This window comes from Caballeronia sp. GAWG1-5s-s (assembly GCF_023631445.1).
Taxonomy (GTDB): Bacteria; Pseudomonadota; Gammaproteobacteria; order Burkholderiales; family Burkholderiaceae; genus Caballeronia.
Map to the genome: position 1 here is coordinate 38,306 of NZ_JALQDC010000023.1, position 22,346 is coordinate 60,651.

At 61.2% G+C, this 22,346-nt stretch carries 34 protein-coding genes and 1 pseudogene; 17 read left to right on the forward strand and 18 right to left on the reverse strand.

Going from position 1 to position 22,346, the window contains the following annotated elements:
• The first annotated feature begins 141 nt into the window (after nt 1–141).
• A complete protein-coding gene (locus NCR34_RS16645; protein ID WP_175941956.1) occupies nt 142–555 on the forward strand; it encodes a response regulator in 414 nt (137 codons plus the stop codon).
• A 47-nt stretch (nt 556–602) separates the two neighbouring features.
• Here the strand turns inward: NCR34_RS16645 and NCR34_RS16650 are convergent, their stop codons facing one another.
• From NCR34_RS16650 to NCR34_RS16660, 3 genes are all read right to left on the reverse strand, one after another.
• Nucleotides 603–773, reverse strand: coding sequence for a hypothetical protein (locus NCR34_RS16650; RefSeq protein WP_175941955.1), 171 nt, complete (start codon nt 771–773; stop codon nt 603–605).
• A gap of 252 nt (nt 774–1,025) precedes the next feature.
• Entirely contained in the window at nt 1,026–2,120 is a 1,095-nt protein-coding gene (locus NCR34_RS16655) for a tyrosine-type recombinase/integrase (protein WP_250500554.1), read from the reverse strand.
• Entirely contained in the window at nt 2,117–2,356 is a 240-nt protein-coding gene (locus NCR34_RS16660; protein ID WP_250500555.1) for a DUF4224 domain-containing protein, read from the reverse strand. The genes NCR34_RS16655 and NCR34_RS16660 overlap by 4 nt, the downstream gene beginning before the upstream one ends.
• Nucleotides 2,357–2,388: 32 nt before the next feature.
• Here NCR34_RS16660 and NCR34_RS16665 point away from each other — a divergent pair, with 32 nt between their 5' ends.
• The gene (locus tag NCR34_RS16665) at nt 2,389–2,655 is read left to right on the forward strand and encodes a hypothetical protein (protein WP_250500556.1); all 267 of its coding nucleotides are present in this window, start codon (nt 2,389–2,391) and stop codon (nt 2,653–2,655) included.
• A gap of 24 nt (nt 2,656–2,679) precedes the next feature.
• Here the strand turns inward: NCR34_RS16665 and NCR34_RS16670 are convergent, their stop codons facing one another.
• Nucleotides 2,680–3,279, reverse strand: coding sequence for a DUF551 domain-containing protein (locus NCR34_RS16670; RefSeq protein ID WP_250500557.1), 600 nt, complete (start codon nt 3,277–3,279; stop codon nt 2,680–2,682).
• The gene (locus NCR34_RS16675; protein ID WP_250500558.1) at nt 3,272–3,877 is read right to left on the reverse strand and encodes a hypothetical protein; all 606 of its coding nucleotides are present in this window, start codon (nt 3,875–3,877) and stop codon (nt 3,272–3,274) included. Before NCR34_RS16675 ends, NCR34_RS16670 begins: the two co-directional genes overlap by 8 nt.
• Nucleotides 3,878–3,952: 75 nt before the next feature.
• Here NCR34_RS16675 and NCR34_RS16680 point away from each other — a divergent pair, with 75 nt between their 5' ends.
• On the forward strand, nt 3,953–4,192 hold the full coding sequence (locus tag NCR34_RS16680) for a hypothetical protein (protein WP_250500559.1): 240 nt from the start codon (nt 3,953–3,955) through the stop codon (nt 4,190–4,192).
• Here NCR34_RS16680 and NCR34_RS16685 read toward each other — a convergent pair.
• The 3 genes from NCR34_RS16685 to NCR34_RS16695 are packed head-to-tail and all read right to left on the reverse strand — an operon-like array spanning nt 4,161 to nt 5,697.
• Nucleotides 4,161–4,469 carry a hypothetical protein gene (locus NCR34_RS16685; RefSeq protein WP_250500560.1) on the reverse strand — a complete coding sequence of 103 codons (309 nt, stop codon included), beginning with the start codon at nt 4,467–4,469 and terminating at the stop codon, nt 4,161–4,163. The two genes, NCR34_RS16680 and NCR34_RS16685, sit on opposite strands and share 32 nt — an antisense overlap.
• The gene (locus NCR34_RS16690) at nt 4,466–5,224 is read right to left on the reverse strand and encodes an adenine nucleotide alpha hydrolase family protein (RefSeq protein ID WP_250500561.1); all 759 of its coding nucleotides are present in this window, start codon (nt 5,222–5,224) and stop codon (nt 4,466–4,468) included. Before NCR34_RS16690 ends, NCR34_RS16685 begins: the two co-directional genes overlap by 4 nt.
• The gene (locus NCR34_RS16695) at nt 5,224–5,697 is read right to left on the reverse strand and encodes an adenine nucleotide alpha hydrolase family protein (RefSeq protein ID WP_250500562.1); all 474 of its coding nucleotides are present in this window, start codon (nt 5,695–5,697) and stop codon (nt 5,224–5,226) included. The genes NCR34_RS16690 and NCR34_RS16695 overlap by 1 nt, the downstream gene beginning before the upstream one ends.
• Before the next feature lie 150 nt (nt 5,698–5,847).
• Between NCR34_RS16695 and NCR34_RS16700 the strand changes: the two genes are divergently transcribed.
• Nucleotides 5,848–6,120 (forward strand): hypothetical protein, encoded by a 273-nt coding sequence (locus NCR34_RS16700; RefSeq protein ID WP_250500563.1) that lies wholly within the window; start codon nt 5,848–5,850, stop codon nt 6,118–6,120.
• Between the two features lie 248 nt (nt 6,121–6,368).
• On the opposite strand, the gene NCR34_RS16705 is transcribed toward NCR34_RS16700, so the two are convergent.
• The 8 genes from NCR34_RS16705 to NCR34_RS16735 all read right to left on the reverse strand — a co-directional run bounded on the left by NCR34_RS16705 (nt 6,369) and on the right by NCR34_RS16735 (nt 11,610).
• Nucleotides 6,369–6,641, reverse strand: coding sequence for an XkdD/Y8K6 family phage-associated protein (locus NCR34_RS16705; RefSeq protein WP_502800094.1), 273 nt, complete (start codon nt 6,639–6,641; stop codon nt 6,369–6,371).
• A 194-nt stretch (nt 6,642–6,835) separates the two neighbouring features.
• Nucleotides 6,836–6,964: a hypothetical protein gene (locus NCR34_RS28040; RefSeq protein WP_284506595.1), complete on the reverse strand. Its 129-nt coding sequence runs from the start codon at nt 6,962–6,964 to the stop codon at nt 6,836–6,838.
• Nucleotides 6,965–7,105: 141 nt separating this feature from the next.
• Nucleotides 7,106–7,279: a hypothetical protein gene (locus NCR34_RS16710; RefSeq protein ID WP_250500565.1), complete on the reverse strand. Its 174-nt coding sequence runs from the start codon at nt 7,277–7,279 to the stop codon at nt 7,106–7,108.
• 402 nt (nt 7,280–7,681) lie between these two features.
• Nucleotides 7,682–8,467: a hypothetical protein gene (locus NCR34_RS16715; RefSeq protein ID WP_250500566.1), complete on the reverse strand. Its 786-nt coding sequence runs from the start codon at nt 8,465–8,467 to the stop codon at nt 7,682–7,684.
• 170 nt (nt 8,468–8,637) lie between these two features.
• Nucleotides 8,638–9,468, reverse strand: coding sequence for a DUF3037 domain-containing protein (locus NCR34_RS16720; protein WP_250500567.1), 831 nt, complete (start codon nt 9,466–9,468; stop codon nt 8,638–8,640).
• Complete coding sequence (locus NCR34_RS16725) at nt 9,465–10,205, reverse strand: HipA family kinase (RefSeq protein ID WP_250500568.1); 741 nt, start codon at nt 10,203–10,205, stop codon at nt 9,465–9,467. The genes NCR34_RS16720 and NCR34_RS16725 overlap by 4 nt, the downstream gene beginning before the upstream one ends.
• Nucleotides 10,206–10,370: 165 nt before the next feature.
• Nucleotides 10,371–10,814 (reverse strand): hypothetical protein, encoded by a 444-nt coding sequence (locus tag NCR34_RS16730; protein WP_250500569.1) that lies wholly within the window; start codon nt 10,812–10,814, stop codon nt 10,371–10,373.
• Nucleotides 10,815–10,833: 19 nt separating this feature from the next.
• On the reverse strand, nt 10,834–11,610 hold the full coding sequence (locus NCR34_RS16735; protein WP_250500570.1) for a S24 family peptidase: 777 nt from the start codon (nt 11,608–11,610) through the stop codon (nt 10,834–10,836).
• Nucleotides 11,611–11,632: 22 nt separating this feature from the next.
• On the opposite strand from NCR34_RS16735, the gene NCR34_RS16740 reads away from it, so the two are divergent.
• From NCR34_RS16740 to NCR34_RS16780, 9 genes and pseudogenes are all read left to right on the forward strand, one after another.
• Nucleotides 11,633–11,866 (forward strand): transcriptional regulator, encoded by a 234-nt coding sequence (locus NCR34_RS16740; RefSeq protein ID WP_250500571.1) that lies wholly within the window; start codon nt 11,633–11,635, stop codon nt 11,864–11,866.
• A complete protein-coding gene (locus NCR34_RS16745; protein WP_250500572.1) occupies nt 11,863–12,036 on the forward strand; it encodes a hypothetical protein in 174 nt (57 codons plus the stop codon). Before NCR34_RS16740 ends, NCR34_RS16745 begins: the two co-directional genes overlap by 4 nt.
• 198 nt (nt 12,037–12,234) lie before the next feature.
• Nucleotides 12,235–12,732 (forward strand): YmfL family putative regulatory protein, encoded by a 498-nt coding sequence (locus NCR34_RS16750; RefSeq protein ID WP_250500573.1) that lies wholly within the window; start codon nt 12,235–12,237, stop codon nt 12,730–12,732.
• Nucleotides 12,732–12,887 carry a hypothetical protein gene (locus NCR34_RS16755; protein WP_250500574.1) on the forward strand — a complete coding sequence of 52 codons (156 nt, stop codon included), beginning with the start codon at nt 12,732–12,734 and terminating at the stop codon, nt 12,885–12,887. Before NCR34_RS16750 ends, NCR34_RS16755 begins: the two co-directional genes overlap by 1 nt.
• A gap of 7 nt (nt 12,888–12,894) precedes the next feature.
• Entirely contained in the window at nt 12,895–13,173 is a 279-nt protein-coding gene (locus tag NCR34_RS16760; RefSeq protein WP_250500575.1) for a hypothetical protein, read from the forward strand.
• A gap of 1 nt (nt 13,174) precedes the next feature.
• Nucleotides 13,175–13,993 (forward strand): hypothetical protein, encoded by an 819-nt coding sequence (locus tag NCR34_RS16765; protein WP_250500576.1) that lies wholly within the window; start codon nt 13,175–13,177, stop codon nt 13,991–13,993.
• 49 nt (nt 13,994–14,042) lie between these two features.
• A pseudogene (locus tag NCR34_RS16770) lies at nt 14,043–14,324 on the forward strand (replication protein P); the annotation flags it as partial.
• 249 nt (nt 14,325–14,573) lie between these two features.
• Nucleotides 14,574–15,062, forward strand: a complete 489-nt coding sequence (locus NCR34_RS16775) for a glycoside hydrolase family 24 protein (RefSeq protein ID WP_250500733.1) — start codon at nt 14,574–14,576, stop codon at nt 15,060–15,062.
• Nucleotides 15,059–15,373 carry a hypothetical protein gene (locus NCR34_RS16780; RefSeq protein ID WP_250500577.1) on the forward strand — a complete coding sequence of 105 codons (315 nt, stop codon included), beginning with the start codon at nt 15,059–15,061 and terminating at the stop codon, nt 15,371–15,373. The genes NCR34_RS16775 and NCR34_RS16780 overlap by 4 nt, the downstream gene beginning before the upstream one ends.
• Nucleotides 15,374–15,823: 450 nt before the next feature.
• Here the strand turns inward: NCR34_RS16780 and NCR34_RS16785 are convergent, their stop codons facing one another.
• The gene (locus tag NCR34_RS16785; RefSeq protein ID WP_250500578.1) at nt 15,824–15,964 is read right to left on the reverse strand and encodes a hypothetical protein; all 141 of its coding nucleotides are present in this window, start codon (nt 15,962–15,964) and stop codon (nt 15,824–15,826) included.
• A gap of 507 nt (nt 15,965–16,471) precedes the next feature.
• Here NCR34_RS16785 and NCR34_RS16790 point away from each other — a divergent pair.
• From NCR34_RS16790 to NCR34_RS16800, 3 genes are all read left to right on the forward strand, one after another.
• Nucleotides 16,472–17,143, forward strand: coding sequence for a glutathione S-transferase family protein (locus NCR34_RS16790; protein WP_250500734.1), 672 nt, complete (start codon nt 16,472–16,474; stop codon nt 17,141–17,143).
• 105 nt (nt 17,144–17,248) lie between these two features.
• A complete protein-coding gene (locus tag NCR34_RS16795) occupies nt 17,249–18,886 on the forward strand; it encodes an ATP-binding domain-containing protein (RefSeq protein ID WP_250500579.1) in 1,638 nt (545 codons plus the stop codon).
• A gap of 19 nt (nt 18,887–18,905) precedes the next feature.
• The gene (locus NCR34_RS16800) at nt 18,906–20,726 is read left to right on the forward strand and encodes an ATP-binding response regulator (protein ID WP_248323174.1); all 1,821 of its coding nucleotides are present in this window, start codon (nt 18,906–18,908) and stop codon (nt 20,724–20,726) included.
• A gap of 3 nt (nt 20,727–20,729) precedes the next feature.
• On the opposite strand, the gene NCR34_RS16805 is transcribed toward NCR34_RS16800, so the two are convergent.
• A complete protein-coding gene (locus tag NCR34_RS16805) occupies nt 20,730–21,584 on the reverse strand; it encodes a helix-turn-helix domain-containing protein (protein WP_175941949.1) in 855 nt (284 codons plus the stop codon).
• 247 nt (nt 21,585–21,831) lie between these two features.
• On the opposite strand from NCR34_RS16805, the gene NCR34_RS16810 reads away from it, so the two are divergent.
• Nucleotides 21,832–22,341, forward strand: coding sequence for a DUF6622 family protein (locus NCR34_RS16810; protein ID WP_250500580.1), 510 nt, complete (start codon nt 21,832–21,834; stop codon nt 22,339–22,341).
• Nucleotides 22,342–22,346: the final 5 nt, after the last annotated feature.

Consider the following 22,346-nt stretch of genomic DNA (forward strand, 5'->3'; position numbering starts at 1 on the left):
GAAAAATACGGTGCGTCCGGAATTCCCGCCGCGATTTTCTGTCAATCGCCACGCAAGCGCGCGACGGTCGGCAGAGGGTAGTGAAGCGGCGAGCCGTGGAGACCGTGCGCGAGAATTCCGTTTTAGGCAGTTGAAAAGAACATGATGAACGAAGTGGCAAGACTGGGGCATGCGCGGATCGTACTCATCGAAGACGATCCCGAAAGCAGGGAATCACTGCAGATGTTGCTGGAAGAAGAAGGCGCGCAAGTCGTCGCCGTGGCCGACGCCGAAGACGGCGCGGAAACCGCGACCCGTGTGCTGCCCGATGCGGTGATCTGCGATCTCGACCTTCCTGGAATGGACGGTTTCTATCTTATCCAACGTTTGCGCGACCACGAAATACGCGGGAATCTGCCGCCTTCGGTCGCCATCGCGCTCACCGGGCACGACGGCGACGAGTACCGATTACGCAGCATCGGCGAGGGCTTTCAGCACTTCATGACCAAGCCCGCGCACCCGGACGAACTCGTCACGCTGATTCAGGACGCGCTCAACGCGCGTGTCGTGACCTGAGACAGGAAGCGCCGCGCGATACGGCGCGGCGCTCGCCTTGCAGGACGCTACGAACGGTCGCGGTTGCGCGCCCGCGTGGCGCCCGTGATGACGGCGATTCCCAGCAGAATGACGGCCACGATGGCGATGGTGTGTTGCGCCACGTGCATGGCGACGAGCGCCCACGACACGCCGCCGATCAGAATGAGCCAGCCCACGAGATAGATGATCAGGGTCATCGGGTTCTCCTTTTACTTGTCGGAATAGTCAGGATAGGCACAATGCGCTGCCGCGCGCCATCCTTTGCCTGCAAGAGTCGTACCGTCCGGCACAACGCGAAGACATGCTCACCGTCCATCAGAAGCCTTAACGATGCTGCAACGGTTTAAGCATGCGAGTCTTCGAGAGTCGATTCCTAACGAATTGCTCATTAAATGCGCAGCAAAGCATAAGGCGTTGCGAGAAGCGATGATGCATTTATTAGGAGCCGACTAGGATTTCGGCATTTTCAAGCGAACGTGGCTGACTGGAATGTCGCGCTGTTTGACGTAAATGTGCGTCGTCTGCTCGCGGGTGTGCGCTGCTGCAACCATCAATTCCTTGATGTCATAGCCCGCGCGCTTTGCATCGGTCAGCGCCTTCGCGCGGATGTCTTTGATCGTGTACGGCTGATCGCCTAACCCGATGCGCTTCATTGCGCGATCCCACGCGGCAAGAAAAGCGGTCGATGCGTATGGCTCGCCTTTGCGGTTGTGGATGACGTTGGCGTCGCCAATGCGAGGGCGGCCGTCGATCTCGCGGATGCGCGCTAGGACAGCGTCGATCTCTGGGGTGATTTCAAAGTCGACCGCCGCACCGCTGCTGTCTTCCGTCTTGGATGGCAAGAAATGGATGACCCCGGCATTGCGGTCAATCTGCGACCACTTAAGCGTCCGAATCTCTGTTGAACGCTGCGCGGTCAGGTAGCAGAGATCGACGAAGCACTGCATCATCGCGCCGGCTGAATTGCGGCCGACGATCGTCTTGCCGTCTGTACGCTCGTAGCTGTACGTCGCGAGCGCCGCGCGAATCGCAAGGAAGTGCTCATCCGGGATATAGACCTTCCGCCGCTTCGGCGGCTTAATCTTGATGTCTCGAACGGGATTCGTCATTGCTAGGCGGTTCTTCACGCACCAATAGAAGAAGCCGGACAGGAATGAGCGAACGTGATGCTGCATGGTCGGCTTCCCGTCCCAGAACGCGAGCACGTCGGCTATGTCGCCGGGTTCGATCTTCGCCACGTCCGCGTCTCGCAGCGCGTTGCGTGCGTAGCGCCCGATCCTGGCCCAGCTCTTTTCCGACCTGAGTTCCGGGCCTTTCTCTGCGATGTAACGATCGATCAGCGGGCCCGCGTCGCCGATGCCTGCTGGGACCTCAAGCTTCTTCCGCTCGATGACATAGCGCTCGAGCATTGCTGTCTCGCCGTCGGCTATCTTGCAAAGGCGAATCCATTTATTGGACTTTGGCACGACCCAGTACCAGCTAGCGCCGTTTGCATAGACGCGCGATGGCAGGGTGGACTGGCGTTGGCGGCGGCGGGCGTTCATGCGAAGGGCGAGCAGATTTTTGTGCGTTTGGTCGAATGCTTATCGGTTCCCACGTCGAGCCCGGCGCGGCGAGCGAGCAAGGATTCGTAGAGAGCCCAGGTCATGATCGGCGCGCCGTCGAACGTGCGCATCACCTCGATTCCAAAGGCATTTTGGAACCATTCGGCCTGTTTCCCGTACCGTGTGCGGCCGGTGACCCGCTTAAGGTCTTCCGGCGTCATGAGGCGTTCAGTCAATTTGCACCTCCATATACGCGCGCGAGACGCGCATGAATTCTTCGATCAGCTGCTGCACTTCAATTCCTAAAGTTCTTCTGGCTTGGGCCGATAACGCTGGCATGAACAAGATCAAAGCTCAAACCCTTCTCAATTCTGCCGACGCTCTTGCGGTGGCGGACGTTGTCATCCAATACGGCCATTACGACGCGGACAGCAAAGCGCACGGCGAGGTGTATATGCGTACCTTCATTCACAAGGTCGCTCAAGAGGCGCCTGATTGGAAACTGGGAGATCTGATGGCGCTCGCGCATTCCTGATCCAATCGTTCGGCAGAGTCTCGATTACTCTGCTGGCTCCTCTTTGCTCGCCACGCTCGACGCGGGTGCTTCGGGCAGGGGCATCCAGTACGACGCGCGGTGACCGACTCCTGGCGTGGAGAACCCCCAACTCTCGTGATACGTTCCACCTAGAACGTGGCCATTAAGGTACCAATTTGGCGATTCGCGATCGGCCTTCACAACGAACGCGACGATCTGATCGTTTTTTGGCAACTGATCTTCGACGCTGATCCATCCCGGATCCTTCTCCATCCCCGCGATCCGCTCGCGCAACGCGGCGATCTCGGCACCGGCCGCGTTCGCGATGATCTCTGCGCCCTTCAAGGCTTCCCGTAGCACCGCGATCTCGCCAGACGGGTCTTTGTATAGCTTCGCGCCTGCGGGGATCATTTTCAGCAGTTCGATATTGTGGTGACCAGAATCGCCACAATCGATGATCCCGTTGCCGTGATAGATCGCCACCGGCATCTGCCCCTCACTCGCGCCTGCTGCCAGAAGTGCGCGGGCGTCGACGGAAAGGGCCTTGGCTTCCGCTTCGTAGCCGTGCAAGCTGAGATAGCCGACTGCTCTTTTCAGAATGTCCAGCATCAATTCCTCAGCCATTGCTGCGCTCCTTTGCGATGCGTTCTTCGAGCAGCCGAACATTTGGAACCTCGCCGCGCTCGATCATGCGGTGCATCGTCGATTTGCCGAGATCCCCTTTTCGGCGACTTGCTCGACTGAGTAAATCCGCCGAACCTGGCACGTCGAATGCGAAACCCATACGGACCCGGACTGGAGACGAGCGTGGACGTGCACGATCTACTTGTGTTGGTGATTGCGGCTGAAAGGAGCCTGCGAGAGCAATCTTGGACTGAAAACGACGCGGTTCGAACTGTCTCCCATTTGATCGATCAGGCGTCGCTTGTCCTAAACGCCACAGAACCTGTGACACGGGAACTGCTCCTTGCTCGCGCCAAGTCGCAGGCGGGAAAACCTTTACACGCGTTAATGCGGCTTGAGTCGACGCTTCGGGATCAGCTAAGCCATGGATAGGCGCAAAAAGGTAGATCGCGAGAATTACAGCATGACGTCGTTGTGCTGCTCGCCGCCGCTCAGCTTCGGGCTCGAAAGCTTCCTGTGCGCTCACGTACTTCCTGTCTTGCGACCGCGTGCGGTCGCCGAAACTGTCGAATCTTTCGAACACGAAAGTTCTGCCCATCCGAAACTCCTATTACGTTGCACGTGTGCGTTTGGGCACATAAAGTTTCTGAAGCAAATGCCGAAAATGCAAGTCATGGAAAATCAAGACAAACACCGACTAATGGAAGACGAGCAGCTCTGGGGAGAAGCTCGGGCATTGGCTGGAAGCATCGAAGCCATCCGGCGCGCACGCGGGAAGAAGAATCCGCGCGACGTTGATTTCGGTACGCCTGAATGGAAGGACACCTGCATGGCATTCGCTCGCGATATGCGTTGGGCTTTGGGCGTGGGCGATGACGATCTCACTGAGGTTCCTCGACCGGACGATGCTTGACCTCAACCGTGCGAGCACAACCAAGATCACGTGGCGTCGCGAGGCGCGCGCGGGCCGATACGTTGCCCCGGATGAAGGTGTTGTCTCGTGCACACTGCTCGGCGCCGTCGCGCGTGCGCGAGCGGACGTACATCGTGTGCGTCTTCGTCTCATAGTTGATTTGCCGGCTGATCTCGACGACCCAGATCTTCACGGGCCGGGTTGACCAGTACCCGACAGCGTCGAAGCCGCCATCGAACAAGAGCCGGAGTTCCTGCTGAGTCGCTGGGGCGTTCACGCATCCTCCTCACTGAAGAGCCGCGGCTGCACGGCGCCATTGGCATAGACGACGTCGAGAATCACATCTCCGGTCGGCTCGTCGCCTTCCCAGCCCTGCGGCCACGTTTCGGCGGCGATCAGCTCGCGGATGCGCGCTTCTTCCTCGGCGTCTATCAGGTCGATCAGCGGGCGGCCGGTCGCGCGCGCTCCGCGGTTGCACTCGTCCTGAATAGACAGGATGCGGTCGAGGCCCATCAGCCGCGCTTCAAATGTCAGCGGCCCGAGGCGCTGCGGATTCTTCGCATACGAGCCATCCTTCAGGAGTTCGAGGCCGGGCTTACGCAAGCGGTGCTGCGGCTCGCGCAGCTCACGCCACAGCGGCTTGATGCCGCGCAGGGGCGCGAGATACGCCCAGTGGGGGCTGCGCAGCACAGTCTCAAGTGCCTTCTCTTCCTGCGCGAGCGGGCAGCCGATGCAGCCGGTGCGCGCGTTCAGTTCTTCGGCCTCATCGCCGCCGTATGCGTCGGCGATCGCGGCCGTCGACCAGTCGCCGAACTCTTCCTCGGGCGCCCAGTGGCGCAGCCATTCCCAGACGTGGCAGACGCGCCAGTGAAGCAGCGGGGCGAGCGTCGCGATCCGGCCGCGCAGGCCGCGCGCATTCGGCAGCACCTGCTGATACCAGCCTTGACCACATTCGGCGCCGTCCTTGCCGCAGCTCATTTCGATGCGGCGATCGCGGATCGCGCTTTCGCCCTGGCGAACGCCGGTGATCATCAGGATGTTGCCGCCGAGTCCCTCGAGGCGCTGGCGCAGCGCTTCTCCATCGGATCGATCTTGATTTGCCGCGTGCACCAGCGCAGCGTGTTGTTGTTCGGCGGCGGCACACCGCGACCGAGGATGTAGACCATGAAGCGCTTGTCCATCGGAGCGCGCACGATCTCTATCGTGATGCCGCGCTCGCGCAGCTCGTCCATGATCTTCTCGGCCGAGATCGCGAGCGGCGTGAGTTCCTGCCGGGTGTCGGCATAGAACACGGTCAGCGTCTTCGGCCGCGCGATCTTGCCGGTGTCGAGCAGCCAGCAGAGCACCGTGAGCGTCGCCGTGCTGTCCTTGCCGCCCGACCACGCGATCCCCCAGTGCTCGTGATCCGGGCCATAGGCCTGCATCGACTGGATCGTCAGCTCGATCGACTCGGTCATCTGCAGGCGCTGCGCGCCGGCCGCGAAGATGTCGGTTTGGAGTTGCATGCTCGTGTCATTCATTTAGAAGCGCCGCGGTCGATGGATGAGCGCGCGGCGCGGAGGGTTCTTGCGCGGCCGATGGATTTAACGTACGGGCCGCTCATATAGCGCGTATAGTGGGTTCACATGCCGCCCCTGGTGTGTAGGAGAGTGAGCATGGAAAATCAATCATGTGTCCCCTATCGCGGATACACCATCGACGTGCGCGTCGTTACTAGCAAGACGCCGTCACTCGACGGTCCACAAATTCGATACGCTGTCTCGTGGTCGATTCTTTCCTTCGACACGGGATCCGCGCCCATCGTCAGCCTGCCCGAGCAACTCAACTTCCTTTCTCGCGACGCTGGATTCAGATATGCCGAACGGCAAGCGAAGAGGTTCATCGACGGCTGCGTGAATGATGGAAGTGCTTACCCATCGCCAGCCTGAACAATCTTCCGGGAGCTCGTCATGTCGCGAGTATTGAGAATCGGAACTATGGAATTCCATGTATTGGTTGAACCGCTGGTGGGCGGCGGATTCACATACGCTTGCGTTGAAATCGATCGAACCGGGCCGAAGATCACTCAACTCCGTGTTGAAGCATCTCTTCGATACGAGAGCGAGCAGGATGCATACGCTGGTGGCTCGGCTTATGCTCGAAAGCAAGGACGAAGAGGGCAGCGTTAGAACGTTGCTCATGCTTTCTCTCCGGTTGCCTTGGCGATAGCAGCGCGGGCCATGTCGAACTCGACGGTTTCGCGATCCGCGACGGAAACGACGGCATTCAGCGCTTCCAGCAGATCGGGAGCGGCGGCGATCAAAAGTGCGTCCTCCTCGTTCTGGCACGCGTAATAGCCCTCGACGTTTTGCAAGAACAGATTCTCGGTTCCGTCACGACCTTCGAAGGTGACGCAGTCACGCATGCGGTGATGCACGGTCCACGGGCGCGGTGTCACTGAATTTCTCATGCTGTCCTCGTTCTTGTTCGAATCTAAGTTGATGGCGCTGCGGCCGAGGCGCTCTCGCGGTCCTCTTCGCCAGCCAGCGGCGCTTGTCGCGCCTGGCCAACCCGGCGGTTCATCGCTTACTTCGCTCCACGCCGCGCAACGCCATCAACTGAGACTCCCGGATAGAGCGCCGGGCCGCTTCCTCAGGGTGCAAATCAGTTGGCGACGGGCCAGTGAATTTGCTTCTTGCGCTGCTCGATCTCTTCGAGGCGATCGTCGCCGCCGCGCACGATCAGGTAGGCCATCAAGCCGATAAGCAGTACTGAGCAGGTTAGTGTGATCATGGTGAGCTTTTACGGGATTGACTTACGCGCAGTGGACGACGGCGCAACGTTCAACACGGGCTGCGCGAGCATCGAGATCTGCGCAGATGGCGAGATACACGGCAGCAACGACGAGCGTGAGCGCCCAGATTTTCCAGAGACTCATGCGAGCACCCCGGCACGCAGTGCGACGAGCAGATACCAGAAGCAGCCGATACCGACTCCGGTCAGGAAGGTCATCAGACCAAACCGCAAGATGCCGCTGTAGATTTGATCGACACGCTCAAGCCGCGCAATGTGCAGCAGGGCGTTGTCATCGAGTGCGCGCTCCATCATCCACCTCTCGTTTCCGCTCACCGCCGCGGTGAGTGCATGAGTGGATATTACCAACGAGTAATGGCAATGTCAATACCAAATAGTAATTTGGCGGAGTGTTTGGTAATGAGACGCGCTGTGTCTATGTTCTGATGGGTGTAAATACTTAGGAGAAAGTGTTGACGGAAGTGATGACGTGTCTCTTTTCCGTCACTCGTACCGTCTATCGACCATCCGAAGGTCGTGAGCGCATACGTTTGCCCCTTTGGTACCCCAATTTGGTAATAAGTCGCGCGGAAAACTTCCGGTGAAAGCCACTTTCAAGTCGCTTTGCGTCGGTCAAATGTTGCAAGAGTGCAACGTTTGCGCGTTCGCGCGAAAAAAAGCCCGCGCGTGGCGGGCTCTCGTCGACGGGTTTGCGGGTTACTTTGATAGGCCGTCTTTCAGTACGGGCGCCATCCTTTCCGCCATGTTCTGGGTCGCCATATTGACCAGGTATGCGTCTGGGGTACGGCAGTCCGGGCCCATATGTCCGGCCGTCACGGTATCGGTGAACACCCCGTTCGCGTCAGAGACGGCGTTGTAGGGCACGCCACCGACCGCATAGCCCGCCGACAACGAGGCCGCGGTTGTGGCCGCCTGAATTACGCCGTCAGCTGCGCTCTTGCCAAATGGCTGATCGCAGGTTCGGATCGGCAAGACTACAAACGTCAGCTTGCCGGCAACATGCGCGCGCTGGATGAACGTGTACAGGTCCTGCTGGAACTGCGCGAGCGCGGCGACCTGCGCCGGGTCGTCGTTGCGCGTCACCATGTCGTCGAGCTGGAAGTTGGCGACGATAAAGCCGCTCGGATCGGTCTTGAACTGGTCCTGAGTGGGCGGCAGTCCATTGTTCTCTCCCATGATGAGCGCGTGCAACGTTGTTCCGTTCATCACCTGTGGCGTCACGTCGGCCGTCACTCCCTGTGCGGCGAGCGCTTGCGTCAGAGTCTGTACCGTCTGGGTGGCAGCGTCAGATGCTGGTGCGTCAGACGCAGCGTGCGCGACCGCCGCCACCTTCGCCGTTGCCTGTGAAGTGCCAGCCTGCTGCAGCGGATTGCCGTAGAAGGAGATCTTTGCCGTCGGCGACGCAGGAGTGGTATCTCCGCCACCGCCGCAAGCAGCCAGAACAGCCGCGCAGGTGAGCGCGGCGGCGATTGTCTTTTTCATTGTTAGCCTCGGATGCTCGGCTTCTAACGGGGCGAGCTTTCCCTTTCCTTTCCGGAAGGAAAGATAGCATTCTTCAGAGTAATCGCAACCGTTTGCGACGTGCGTCGCCCTAGGGGTGGCGAGCAGGCAACAAAAAACCCGCCGAAGCGGGTCTATGAGCAGCTCTCCGATCACGTCTCCGCGAATTCTATGATCGCTGTCTTATCGTCCTCGTCGACGACTGCAACGCCGGCATTCTCCATTTCGCTCTTCACTTCAGCGTAAGCCGACATGCCCGCACCGAATGATTCGTGCGGGGGCCGAACGGCGAACAATGCGTCCCCTCGGAACTGGCCGTCGCGCCTCAGCTTCTTGATTCGGCCTAGCCACTCCCAGCCATGGTCGTAGATCTTCGTTGCGTCTTCTCGGTCCAAATCCAACGGCTTGATCAATTTGACCGGGTTGTCCTGGACATTCACTTTCACGAACGGCACCTTCGCCTGATATTCCGTCCCGAGTACACGAGCGTGGAAGTACTTCTGAAGGTTCTCTGCCTTCAGAATATTGCGAATGCGTTGCTCAACTTGGCGCTCGCGCTTCACGGGTGTCGCAAAAGAGCGGCCGACATAATAGTCGAAGAAATCCGTCAACGCCTTTGCGGGATCGTCGACCATTGCTGCGCGCGGCATGTCGGCATAGATGATCGCCTGCCGGGGCGTCACCAATTGATCGAATGCGAAGTTGGCAAAATCGGCCGTAGGGCCGTTCACCGCACCAACGAACGACCTCTGCGCCATGTCGCCAATCCGTTGCATCTCATCCTTGAAGATGTCTCGGGCTCGTTTATAGATATGGGCATCTAGATCGTCGAAAAATGCTGTGATACGGCCAACGCGGTCAAGAAGTTTGAATCCGAAGAAGCGCGCGGTCGGGCTCATGACTACGATGCCGACGTTAGCAAATTCCCCTGTTTCGGCATACGGCATGAAGCGCACCAGCGCATATCTGCAAGCGTGTTTCATGTTTTGTTCCAGAAGTCGTCCTGCTCAATCCGGTCAAGTACTCTTCGCGCGTCGTCTGGCAGAAAGGTGCTTGGTACACCAGGACCAATTTCGAGCCACTCGTCGGGCATCTTGTCACACGCGTCATCGAATGCCTCAAGCGCCTGGCGCATTTTTGTCTCATACGCGGGCCGTGCCAAGAAGTCCTGGAAGACATCGTTCCAGTCCTTCGCGAAAACGTGACCCTGAAGGAAATTCGTCGAGTCGAACGTATCATCGAACGCGAGATTGTAGTCGATCACGACCAACTCGCGCTGATCGATGTCCCACAGTAGGTTCACGTTTCCGCCGAAGTTCGTTAGCACCCGATCTTCGTTCCTAACCCACCAGTCGAAAACAGCGACATCCCGACGCACTTGCTCACCAACAGACTCGACGTTAGACAGCGTTAATTCAACCACATTTTCCCGGAGCACGGACCCAAACGCATGGCCCGTGCCCAGCTCCGCGAAGTCCGGTAACTTGAGAAGGCTCATTGCCTCGGGAACCTCAACGATGCGGCAATCTGCAACTGGAAGGCCAAAGGCTCTCGCTAGGTTCGACGCGAGCCACTCCGAAATCAGCCCCCTCCGCCCGGCCCCACTTCCCTTGACGTAGTAAAGCTTTCCGTCTTCGCCGCGGCATAGAAACGGGAAGGTCCGACCTTGAACGGACCGGTTCAGTATCTCAGTGATCTGAACAACTTCATTATTGATCATATGGAGACGCTACGGCTTGACGCAACGATGCCCTAGTTAGCTTGATCTTTCGGGACGTCGGAACAACGGGACGGCCTGCATAGTCTTGCTGGAAGACAATCGCTTGATTCAGCACGTCTACTACCCGCCGCACCAGCGCGTCGTCATGCAGCCATCGACCGAAGTTCAATCCATGCCTGCGGTGAACATCGGAGGGTGCGCTGCGTCTACGCAGTACTGGTTCCAGTAGACCGACTCGAAGATCGTGGCGCGGCGCGTGCCGTCGGCAGCAGTGCCAGGCCGGCTGGTCTTGCTGTTCTCGATCTGCGCCATGAACGGGTATGACGGACCAACCTGGGAACTCTCACTGGACACTGCGACGAATCGCGCGTTTCCCGCGTACCCGCCGAAGCCGTTGCGAGCATTGACCAAGCCACACACCCCTACGAAGACGATTCCCTTCTCATCCGGCTTCGATCTAACGATGAACTCTGACGAGAACTTCGCGGAATCCGGGTCTTTGAGCGATTTGCGCACTAAGTCCTCTGCGCCGTTCTTCGTGACGTCGTCCGGCGAATTGCAACCCGCTAGCGCAATCACGGCCGACAGGACGACTATCCGCCTTCCCATGTCTTCCCTCGATGAACTCTCACATCGCGCCGCTAACGCCCACCACGCGGGCGATGATCTGCACGTGTCCCGACTCTTCCGCCGAGATGTCGACGTCGGGGTATCGGGTCTTGTCCGGGTTATCCGACCGGATGCTCAAGCCGCCGCCGGGCCGCTTGAAGAGCCGCTTGACGTAGACCTCGTTCTGGTAGGCCAGCACATAAACCTTGCCGTCTACCAGATCGGTCGCCTTGTAGTTGACGACGAGCGAATCACCGTCGATGACGCGTGGCTCCATGCTGGAGCCCTCAGCGACGATCGTGGCCGCATGTTCCGCATCCAGGCCGAGCCGGTTCAGCCAAGCTTTCCTGAAAGCCTGACGCTGTCCCTTCTCGTCGATGTGCCACACGATCCGGCCATTTCCGGCAGACGCCTTCACTTCGAGCCTCGGAATCAAAACGTACTCTTCGCCTAGTTCTTGGTCGTTATCCCATCCGAGGATGGGACGGATGTTCACGGACGCTCTTCCATCCGTCAGAACATTCTTATCTGAAGTAGGCGCTTCATCAAGCCACCCTGTGGGCAGCTTCAGTTTCTCTTCCAACTTTCTTGCTTTTTTCTCGCCGAAGGATTTGTTCTTCAGAAGGGCGGAAATTTCTCCCTGGTTCTCGCCCGTCTGACGGACGAACTCGGCCTGCGAGCCGTACTGCTCGATCAGTTGCGCCAGGCGCGCGCGGCGGTTGTCAATAACAGTCATGCCGAAATTATCGGCCGCCATTACTGAAGGGTAAATCTCCGAATGGTATTGACTTTCCATTACCGTCTGGTAATATAGAGGTATGGACAAGCTACGCACATACCTCAATTCGATGCCTCCTGAGAAGCAGGAGGAGTTTGCGCGCCGCTGTGGAACGACGCTCGGCTATCTGCGCAAGGCGATCAGCGCTGACCAGCAGTTCGACGTTCAGCTCTGTATCAACATCGAAGTCGAGAGCATGGGCGCGGTTCTTTGCGAGGACCTGCGTCCGAGGGTCACGTGGTCGAAGCTTCGCGGTACGGCGGTGGCGGCATGAGTGATACGCCGCTGACAGCCGCCGAGCAGAAAGAAGTGCGCGCCATGCTGCTTGAACTCATCGCGCGAGGATTTCCGGAAGTTGCGCTCGACGAGGCGCGAAAGAAAGCGGTCCTGCAGTTCCGCCGACTGAAAGCGGATTCAGCAGGACCAGCCAAAGCAACGAGGTAAGCGGCGCGCGTCCTTCTTCTGCTGTTTCGAGCGTGGGGCTCACACAGTCTGATTGAGGACTACTAACCGCTCCAAGGTCTCTCAGGCACTTGCCGTTTGTCATTTTTGTTTTACCCCGTCGAACGTCTCGTTTTTGTTGTTGGAGGAAGTATCCAGCAAACGGCAATCCGGGTGAACCACTAACCGAGGTATGAAATCGTGGGCTTCAAACAAACGTTCCTCCAGATGATCGAAGCGGCCGGCGGGCGCAGCGATATGGCTCACTGCCTCGGCATTACCCTGGCCGCCCTCGACAACCGCGTGCACGAGAAAGGCACGCCGCCTCAGCGAGTTCATCCGGACATGGCCATCCAGATGCAACTGGTCAGCAACACGACGCTGTTTGCCGAGGAGGTAGCCCGTCAGTCTGGCGGCATGTTCATCCCATTGCCTCAGGCGGAAGACGAACTCGACAACGAGCAGATCCAAGACAAGTTCTTGCGCATCGTCGAGCGCGTTGGCGAACTGGCGACCTGCCACCGCAAGGCGACAGAAGACGGCCGCGTCGACCAAGCCGAGCGCGCGGACCTGGACAGCATCGCTCACGAGATCCATCGCAGCGTGCAGGAAATGCTGACGCTGACCTACCTGATCTATAGCGCGCCGGAACCGGCTAAGTCGTCGGTCGCCGCCATCGTAGACCGGAAGGTGTCGTGATGATCGCGCCGCTCCCGAACAACATCGCAGCGTTTGACCTGCTCGATCGTGAGATCACCGAGCAGGCCGACGCGAACGTCGAGCCGAAGACCTGCATCGGTTGCGGCGCGAAGCAATCCCCTGACGGCTCGCTGCCGTGCGGCCACGACCTCTGAGGTAACCATGCAAGCCTCTCAAACCCAGATCGATGCGTTCCGGTCGCTCACGAATCGTGAGATTTCGGAAGCGCACGTCCGCATCCTCGCCGTATTCGGCAGCGACCGCGCGGTGCTCCTGACGCGCGATGAGATCGCGGCGCGTACGGGTATGCCGGTCCAGACCATTTGTGGCCGCGTCAACGAGCTGTTGAAAGCAGAGGTGCTCGCGGTGCGCGACACGGCGAAACGTCCTGGCAAGCGTAATCGCCAGCAGTTGATCGGTCTTCCCGTCTCGGTGAACTGACATGGCCGGCGACTGGATCAAAATGCGCGCGGACTTGCACACTCACCCGAAGGTTGTCCGCATTGCGTCCGCATTGAAAGCGGACAGACTGCGCGTTGTAGGCGGACTCCATGCGGTCTGGTGTCTGTTCGATGTCCATTCCGAAGACGGCGTGCTTGATGGATACACGCCCGATGCGCTCGACGACATGATCGGCTTCCCAGGATTCGCGCGGTCGCTGGTCAGCGTCGGCTGGCTGATTGAGGAGCCTGACAGCCTTGTCGTGCCGCGCTTCGACGAGCACAACGGCCAATCGGCTAAGCGACGGGCCCAAGAGACGCAGCGCAAACGTGAGGCGCGCAAAACGTCCGCATCTGATGCGGACAATCTGCGGTCCAGAGAAGAGAAGAGAAGAGAAGAACTTAAAACCGAAGGTTCTAAGAGCGCGTGTAGTGAGACTCGCGAGAACGAATCTTCGAACGCCTCTGCGCGCGCTGTTGATCTGTCGATCGTTCTGCGTGAAAGCGGCATCGACAGCAACCCGGCTGATCCCCGTCTGCAAGCTCTGGCTGACCAAGGCGTGTCCATTGAAACCGCCCGCGCGGCGGCGAAAAAGGCTCGCCAGACGAAGCCGAACGAACGCATCTCGACGGGCTACGTCGCCGCAATCATCACCGGATGGGCTGCTGATGCCGCCAAGGTACAAGCAGCAGGCGCGATTGCGCCGTCCGGCAAGCCCGCCAAGTTTGATCCCGTCGCATTCGTCAACCGCAACCGTCCGACCGAGAGCCATGAACGCACCCCTGACTGCATCGATGTTGAAGCCAAGCATGTGGCATGAGATTCACCCCAAGCTCGGGATCTCGTTGATGGATCACCTGTTCAATCGCATGGACGGCGCGTACCCGAGTCGCTGGAAGGCGCAGTTCCCGAGCGAGCAGGCGATCTCAAACTGGCGCGAAGCATGGTCGGAAGCGTTCGAGGAAGAGGGCATCACGACGCAGATGATCTCCGACGCGATCCGTGTGTGTCGCAACCGGCTCGACTGGCCGCCGTCGCTGGCCGAGTTCTTGAAGCTTTGCAAGCCGCCGATCAACGTCGACGCCGCTGTCTACGAGGCAATCGACCAGATGCGGGCGCGCCAGCACGTCAAAGACGTCTGGTCCGATCCGGCGATCTATTGGGCGGCGGTCAAGGTCGGTGAGTACGACATGATCAGCCAGACGTTTTCGCAGGTGAAGCCGCGCTTCGAGGCCGCTCTCAAGAAGGTTCTAGACGGCGAAATCCATCCGGTATGCCGCGGGAGCTCCGCGACGTCATCCCGCAGAACGTGCAGCAGTGGATCGCGTACACGCTGTTTGGCCTCAGTTTCATTGCGATCCGCTACACGTCGTTGCGGCGCGTGCAGAAGGAGGGCAACGATGGCGCGAATTGATGCAGTCGCAGCCGGCGGTAAGAACAGAGTTGCCTTCCTCGACATGATCGCCGTGAGCGAGATCGGCGCCGTGCAACTTGCCAAGACGGATGACGGATACAACGTGCTGGTCGGATCGACGCCCGGGCGCCTCATGCTTTTCAAAAGCTACGCCGACCATCCGAACATCCTGAACACGTCGCTGAAGTCGACAGCCGCCGGCCGGTACCAGATCCTTTACCGTTGGTGGCGCATCTACAGGCAGCAGTTGAAGCTGCCGGACTTCTCACCGATCTCGCAGGACAAGTACGCGTTGCAGCAGCTGCGCGAGCACGGGGCGCTGCCGCTGATCGACGCTGGTCGGTTCAAGGAAGCGGTCGCCAAGGTGGCGAACGTCTGGGCAAGCCTGCCGGGCGCGGGCTATGGGCAAAACGAGAATGCAATGTCGTATTTGCTGGCGGCATACCAAGCCGCCGGCGGAGGAGTCTCAGCATGATCGCACTGATTACATCCATGTGGCCGCTGATCGGCGGAGCCGTGCTTGGCCTCGGCGGCTTTATCTTCGGCTTTTTTCGTCACAAGTCAGCGCAGGCTGCGACCGCGGAGGCCGCCGCAGCCAAAGCGGACGCGGCGCGCGCCATTGCGGAAAAGCAGAGCGAAGTGGATCAGTCGAACGCCGCGGCGTCCGCTGCCGGCGAGCAGGCCGTCGTCAATCGCGCTGCAGCTGATCAAGCGGCTGCGTCTACAGCGAGAGAAGACCTCGATGCCGAGCTCGACCAGATCGGCGCACTGCGAAAGGAGCAATGAGCATGCGGGCCATGACTATTTGCTGCGCACTGGCAATCGCTGGGTGTGCGACGACAGCGCCGACGCCTCAGCCGCCTCAGACCGTGACCGTTACGAAAGTCGTTGACACAGCGTGCGACTGGGTCAGGCCAATCACCGCGAGCAAGGCCGACACCGCTGAAACCAAACGTCAAATCCTCGCGCACGATTTGGCGGTCGCGAAGAACTGTCCGGGCAAATAGAAAAGCCCGGCACGAAGCCGGGCAACATTGCCGAGAGGGCAAGCGCATGGATGCGACACGCGCGAGGGAATAATCGCGTACGCAGCGCAGCGATGCAACGCCGGTTGGTGAAGCACTGCATTGCTCGATGCGAAACAGGCGGAGCCGGCGGATTGGGACGGCGGTGCTCGCGCATGATCTCGCGGTAGCGAAGAACTGTCCTCGGAAATGAAAGCCCATGGCGCGGCGCTCAGGACTTGTCGCGCGTCGATATTTGACCGTCGCCGGACATGATCTTCGCCAGACCAGGAAAGTAGACGTCGCACCGCTCGTGGTGCGCGGTCGCGCTCCGCCGGGGACAATCCGCCAACTCGGCGCCGAGATCGGTCATCGGGAAGTCCGGTCCAAGCCGTGCCACGAGGTTAGCGACGCGGTATCGGCCTTTGCGGTCACAGCGAGAGCACCTGATGTCGATGTGGGTCGCGCGTCCGGCGACCGCGCCGAGCGAGACGCTTCCCGAACTCATCGCGCTGCTGCGGGCAGGCTTTCGCCTTCGAGCCAGTCTGGACGCTCGTACTCATCGTCGTAGTCGTTGACGACGCAATCGCAATCCCCGCACATCCACCGATCCGGCGCGTCGCCGACTGCGGCGTGAAACTCTTCATGCCCGAGCGCCCGGGCGCATATTGGACACCGCATCCTCGGCATTTCTTCCTCGCTGGTGCGACACGCATTGTTGCGCGCTGTACACTGTATATATAAACAGTATATGCTCAGATGCGCACGCCGCGCCGAAAAATATTAGGAAACGCCCTCCAGCGATATTAGGAGCCGAGATTCCGAGATGTGCGACACTCCCGCCACTCAAGGCTTTCTTGGCATGAACTCCCGATTCGCCATGCTGACCGTCCATCACCTGAACAACTCCCGCTCGCAACGCGTGCTGTGGATGCTCGAAGAACTCGGCGTGCCGTACGAGATCAGGCGCTACGAGCGCGATCCGCAGACGATGCTCGCGCCGCCCGCACTCCGCGCGGTGCATCCGCTCGGGAAGTCGCCTGTCGTGACGGACGGCGCGCTTGTCGTCGCGGAGTCCGGTGCGATCATCGAATATCTGGTGGACCGCTACGGCGAAGGGCGCTTCGCGCCGCCGCACGGGGCGTCGCCTGAACGCGTGCGCTACAACTACTGGATGCATTACGCGGAAGGCTCGGCCATGCCGCCGCTCCTCCTCAAGCTCGTGGCGTCGCGAATCGGAAAGGCGAAGATGCCGTTCTTCGCGAGGCCCATTGCCCGGCGCATCGGCGAGACGTTGCAGCGCGGTTTTATCGATCCGCAACTGAAGCTGCATTTCGGCTATATCGAAAGCGAACTCGCAAAGTCGCCGTGGTTCGCGGGCGATACGTTCAGCGCCGCCGATGTTCAAATGAGCTTCCCGCTCGAAGCCGGCAGCCAGCGCGCGGGCGCCAAGGATTGGCCGCATATCCGCGCGTTTCTGGAACGCATTCACGCTCGGCCTGCTTATCGGCGCGCATTGGAGCGCGGCGGCCGCTACGACTACGCGGGCTAGCCGCCCGTCCAGAAAAGCGCCGCGCGTTGCGTACAATGAGGCGCACCACGCGCCGCACCCTGGCCGCGCGTTTCGTCGCAAGTCCCTCACGCTCAAAGGCAACGCATGGCCCGAATCGTTCCCGACGACTGGAAGAACCTCGAAGCGACCGGCGCCGCAGCGCGCGAACTGGAGACGCTCGCGCAACTCGAAAAGCTGCCCGACGACTACACGGTCTATCACGGCGTCCACTGGACGCGCATCAACGAAGGCTTCTCGGTTTTCGGCGAGGCGGATTTCGTCGTGGTCGCGCCTTCGGGGCGCGTGCTGATGATCGAAATGAAGGCCGGGTTCCTCCGCGAAACAGGCGCAGGGCTCGTCAAGGTCTATCTGCAGAAGGAGCGCAATGTCGCCATCCAGCTTGCGCGCACGCTGGAAAACCTGCACCGGCGCTTCACGGCGGCGTTCGGCGCGGGGACGTATCGCATCGAGGAACTGCTGTATTGCCCCGACTACACGGTGAAAGACGCGGCGATCGCGGGCGTGCCGCCGGGCCGTATCGTCGATGCAAGCCGTAAGGCGCAGCTTGCGCGCGTCGTGCTGGAGATTCTGCCGCCCGACGAGCCGCGCTTCGAAGCCGCCGCGCGCATCCACCACTTTCTCGCCGATGAACTCTCGCTCACGCCGGACACGAACGCGCTCGTCGGCGCGGCGAACACGCTCGTCACGCGGCTGTCCGGCGGACTCGCGACGTGGGCGCGGCGCCTCGAATTCGAGCCGTTTCGTCTGCGCGTGATCGCGACGGCGGGCGCGGGCAAGACGCAGCTCGCCGTGCGCGTGATGCGCGACGCGCTGGCCGCCGGCAAGAGCGTGCTGTACGTCTGCTTCAACCGGCCGCTCGCAGACCATATTCGCGCGATCGCGCCAAAAGACGCGAAGATCGCGAACTATCATCAACTGAGCGCAGCGGTTGCGCGCGATGCCGGCAGCCCGCCGGATTTCAGCCAGCCCAACGTCTTCGCGACGCTCGAAGAGCGCTTCGCGGCCGTGCCCGTGCCGGAGCACTGGAAGACGGACGTGCTGATCGTCGACGAGGGACAGGATTTTCAGGCCGCGTGGGTCGAGGCGCTCGAACGGCTGCTCAAGCCCGATGCGGCGTGGTGGTGGCTCGAAGATCCGATGCAGAACCTCTATCTGCGCGAGCCGGTGCCGCTGCCCGGCTGGACCATCCTGCGCGAAACCACCAACTATCGCAGTCCGCGCGACTTGCTCGGCTTTATCCGCAAAATCGTCGGGCCGAATGTGCGGCTCGATGCGGGCAGTCCGTTCGACGGCTCGGACGTCACCGTCTCGACCTATGAGGACGGCCATCCCGACGAAGTCATCGAAGCCACGAAGCGCGCCATCACGCACGCGCTCTCGCTCGGCTTTCGCAAGCAAGACATCGCCGTGCTGTCGTTTCGCGGGCGCGAGGGTTCGGCGCTCACCGCCGTCGATCATCTCGGGCCGCATCGGCTGCGCGCGTTCACGGGAACGTACGATCTGTTCGGCAATCCTGAGTATCGCGAGGGCGACGTGCTTCTGGAGTCGATCTATCGCTTCAAGGGGCAATCCGCGCCGTGCGTGATCCTCACCGAAGTCGACTTCGACACGCTCGACGATCAGGCGGCGCGCAAAGTGTTCGTCGGCGCGACGCGGGCGACGATGAAGCTCATCGTGGTCGCCTCCGAACGCGCGACGCACGCGATGGAAGCGTTGCGCTAGGCCGCGCCGCAGTCGTCTCATGCCATTCATGCAGAACCGGCGTCCGTGGCTGCGCCGCCTCTGGTATGCGGCGCTGATCGCGCTCGCGGTCGCGCCGCCGCTCGGCGCGGTCGGCTATATGCTGTATTCCGGCCTGCTGGCCCGGCAGCCGCACGGCATGGTCGTGCCGTACGAGGGCTTGTACTGGGACGCCGCGCAGTTCCAGATTGCCTACGAGCGCTTCGAAAGCCAGGTGCTGCTTTTTCGCAGCGGCATCGACGAGGATGCCGGCGCGGTCCGCGATTCGTATGCTCGTCTGCGAGCGCGGCTCGACATCGTCTCCGATGCCACGCGCACGCCCGAAGGCCACGACGCGATGCACAACCGTCAGCAGGAAATCTTGCGCCAGCTGCATACGGCGCTCGATTCCATCGAAGGCGACGTGAGTCGGCTGACGGTCAGGCAAAGCCGCGCGCTGCGGGTGATCGGCGTGCTGCGGCAAAACGCGCCCGCCGTCGCGGAACTAGCGACCGGCAGGCGGCTGATGGACGCCGCCGAGCGCGAAAACATCGTGCGCGACTTCGAGGCCAAGCGCCGCTATCTGCTTTATGGCGGCATTCTGCTCGGCTTGTTGTCGGCGGCGGCGACTTCGCTGCTTCTGCTCAACGGCTATCGGCGCGCGCGCCTGATCGAGCAGCAACGCGCCGCGCTCTCAGCCGAGCATCAGGCGACGCGGGCGGCGCGCGAAACCGCTGTAGCAAAAGACACGTTCCTCGGCATGATCAGCCACGAACTGCGCACGCCGCTGCACGCGATCGTCTCCTCCATCGAACTGCTCGGGCTGAATCTGCGCGGCGAGGCGGATCGCAAGATCATTCAGCGGCTGGAAACCGGCGCGCGTCATCTGGAAGCGCAGATGCGCGACCTGACCGATTACGCGCGCCTCGGCGCCGGCAAGCTCGAACTGCGCCTCGCCGCGTTCGATCCCGCCGAACTGCTCGATTCCATCGTCGATGCGAACCTGCCCGCCGCGTCCGCGAAGGGCCTCGAATTGCGCGGCGAATACAGCGGCGAGCGTGGGCTGCTCGAATCGGACCCGCATCGCGTGCGTCAGATCGTCACCAATCTCGTCACGAACGCGATCAAGTACACGGACGCCGGGTCCATCGACGTGCGCTTCGTGCGCGACCAGGCGCGTCTCGATATCTCCGTGACCGACACGGGGCCCGGCATCGCGCGGGAACAACTGCCGCTCATCTTCCAGGAATTCACGCAGCTCGATTCGTCGAGCACGCGGCGTTTCGATGGCGCTGGGATGGGGCTCGCAGTCGTGCGAGGCTTGGTCGATCTGCTCGGCGGCAGCATCGACGTGTCGAGCGAAGTCGGTCAGGGCGCGGCGTTTCGCGTGAGCCTGCCCGCCGTGTCCGTCGACGAGATGCCCGAGCGCCGCGACGACGACGCCGAAGCCTCCGCCTTGCGTAAGTCGCGCGTGCTGGTGATAGACGATCACGAGTCGATCCGCGACTCGCTGATCGAGATGCTGACGCTTCTGGGTTACTGGGCCGTGGGCATGCCGGACGTCGACAGCGCGCTCGCGTGGCTGCGCGCCAACGACGCCGACGTAATCCTGCTCGACCTGCACATGCCGGGCAAGGACGGCTACTCGTTCGCCAACGAATACCGCTCGCGGATCGCGCCGGGCGCGAGCGTGCCGATCATCGCGGTGAGCGCGTATGTGCCCGAACTCGTCGATCCGACCGCGACGGTGCTCTTCTTCGACTACCTGCTGAAGCCGGTGCGCTTCGAGGTGCTGAAGGCGGCGGTGCATCGCGCGGCGACGGCGCGGCGGCGCGCTGCCTGAGGCCTAGTTCCGCAACAGCCGCTTCGACAGGTCGGCCACCAGAATGCCGAGCCGCGCCGGCTTCTCGAAGCACGCGACGTTGTAATCGCGAATGATCTGGCTGATCTCCGATTCGCTCGCCTTGCCGGTCGTGAGCTCGCCGGTGAGCACGAAGATCGGCGCGTCGGGGTTGTCGGACTCGCGCACCGCCTGTATCGCGCCCGCCGAAGTGTGCGCGCCGAACAGCCAGTCGATCACCACGGCGTCGAAGACCTGCGACTGCAGCGCCTCCAGAAACGCGTCGAGGCCGTAGAAGGCCATCGCGGTGAAGCCGGTCATCTCCAGATAGTCGTGCAGATTGTCGGCCGACGCGTGATCGTCGTCGACGACCGCGATCACGGGCTTCTCGGTATCCGCGCGGCGCGGCTGGATCTCGATCTTGTGGACGTCGCTCGCTTGCTGCAACAGCACGCCTTCGTGGCGCGTGACGATCCAGCGGCCGTTCACTTTCTGCGCAATGAAATCGGGCCGGCTGCCCGCGTCCAGTGCATCGCCGATCCACGCGGTGCATGGAATCTCGACCGAGCCGAGCTTCAACACGGCGTCGTGGGCGGTGCCTTCGGTTTCGTCGGGGCGCGTATCGATGCTGTCGAAGAGCTGGAGCGCGGGCTCGTCGAAGGCGTCGGCGACACGGCGAATCTGCGCGAGCGTCCACGGGCTATTGCCGCGCAGCTTGCGGTGCCCTTGCGAAAAGCTCAGATCGAGAATGCGGCACAGTTCGGCCGTCTGCTGACGCTTGCCGATGCCGTGACGGCTCATCAGCTCGCGCACGCGCTCGGCGACGGCGAGCGATTCCAGTGAAGAGGTTTCAGAGACCATGCTGCCAGGCGGGCGGGAAATAGCTGCGAACGCGCAGCGAACCGCCCATTGTAAAGGGCCGCGCTCGGCGTGCCCCAAAACGAAACAATGAAGCAGCCGCCAATGTTCAGCATAGGAATGAAAATCGGCCGGTCGATTAATCTTTACAATGTAAAAATCCGTTGACGCGGCTGTGCTCAGACAGCACAATGTTTCCAGCGTAAAGATTCGTGTTGTGACTTTCCTGACGGTTCAACGGAGAACGATCATGTCCTTGCAAGCAATCTTGGCCGGTACGCCGGCGTGGGTCTGGGTGTTGTTGGCGGTGCTCGTTTCGCGCGGCCTCAAAGCGATGAAAGGCGGCACGGCGCCGCTCTCGAAGCTCGCGGTCGTGCCGGCAATCTTCGCCGCGTGGGGCTTGCTGCATGTCGTCAGAGGGCCGGACGCCGGCTGGGAACCGGCAGCGACGTGGCTGATCGGCGGCGCGATAGGCGGCGGCATCGGCGCGATGCTGGCGAAGAACAGCGCCATCGCCGTGGACCGCGTGCGGCGCACCGTCACCGTGCCGGGCTCCGTCGTGCCGATGCTGCTTATCCTCGCGACGTTCGCGTCGAAATTCTTCATCGGCTTCGAACTGGCGACGGGCGCTGGCATCGAGTCGACGTGGGCCGTGCTCAGCGCGCTGATTTCAGGCGTGGTCGCGGGAATCTTCGCGGGCCGCTTCGTGATCTACTGGCTGGCGCTGCGCCCGGCGGCGGCCGTGTTCGAACGGGTCTGATGGTC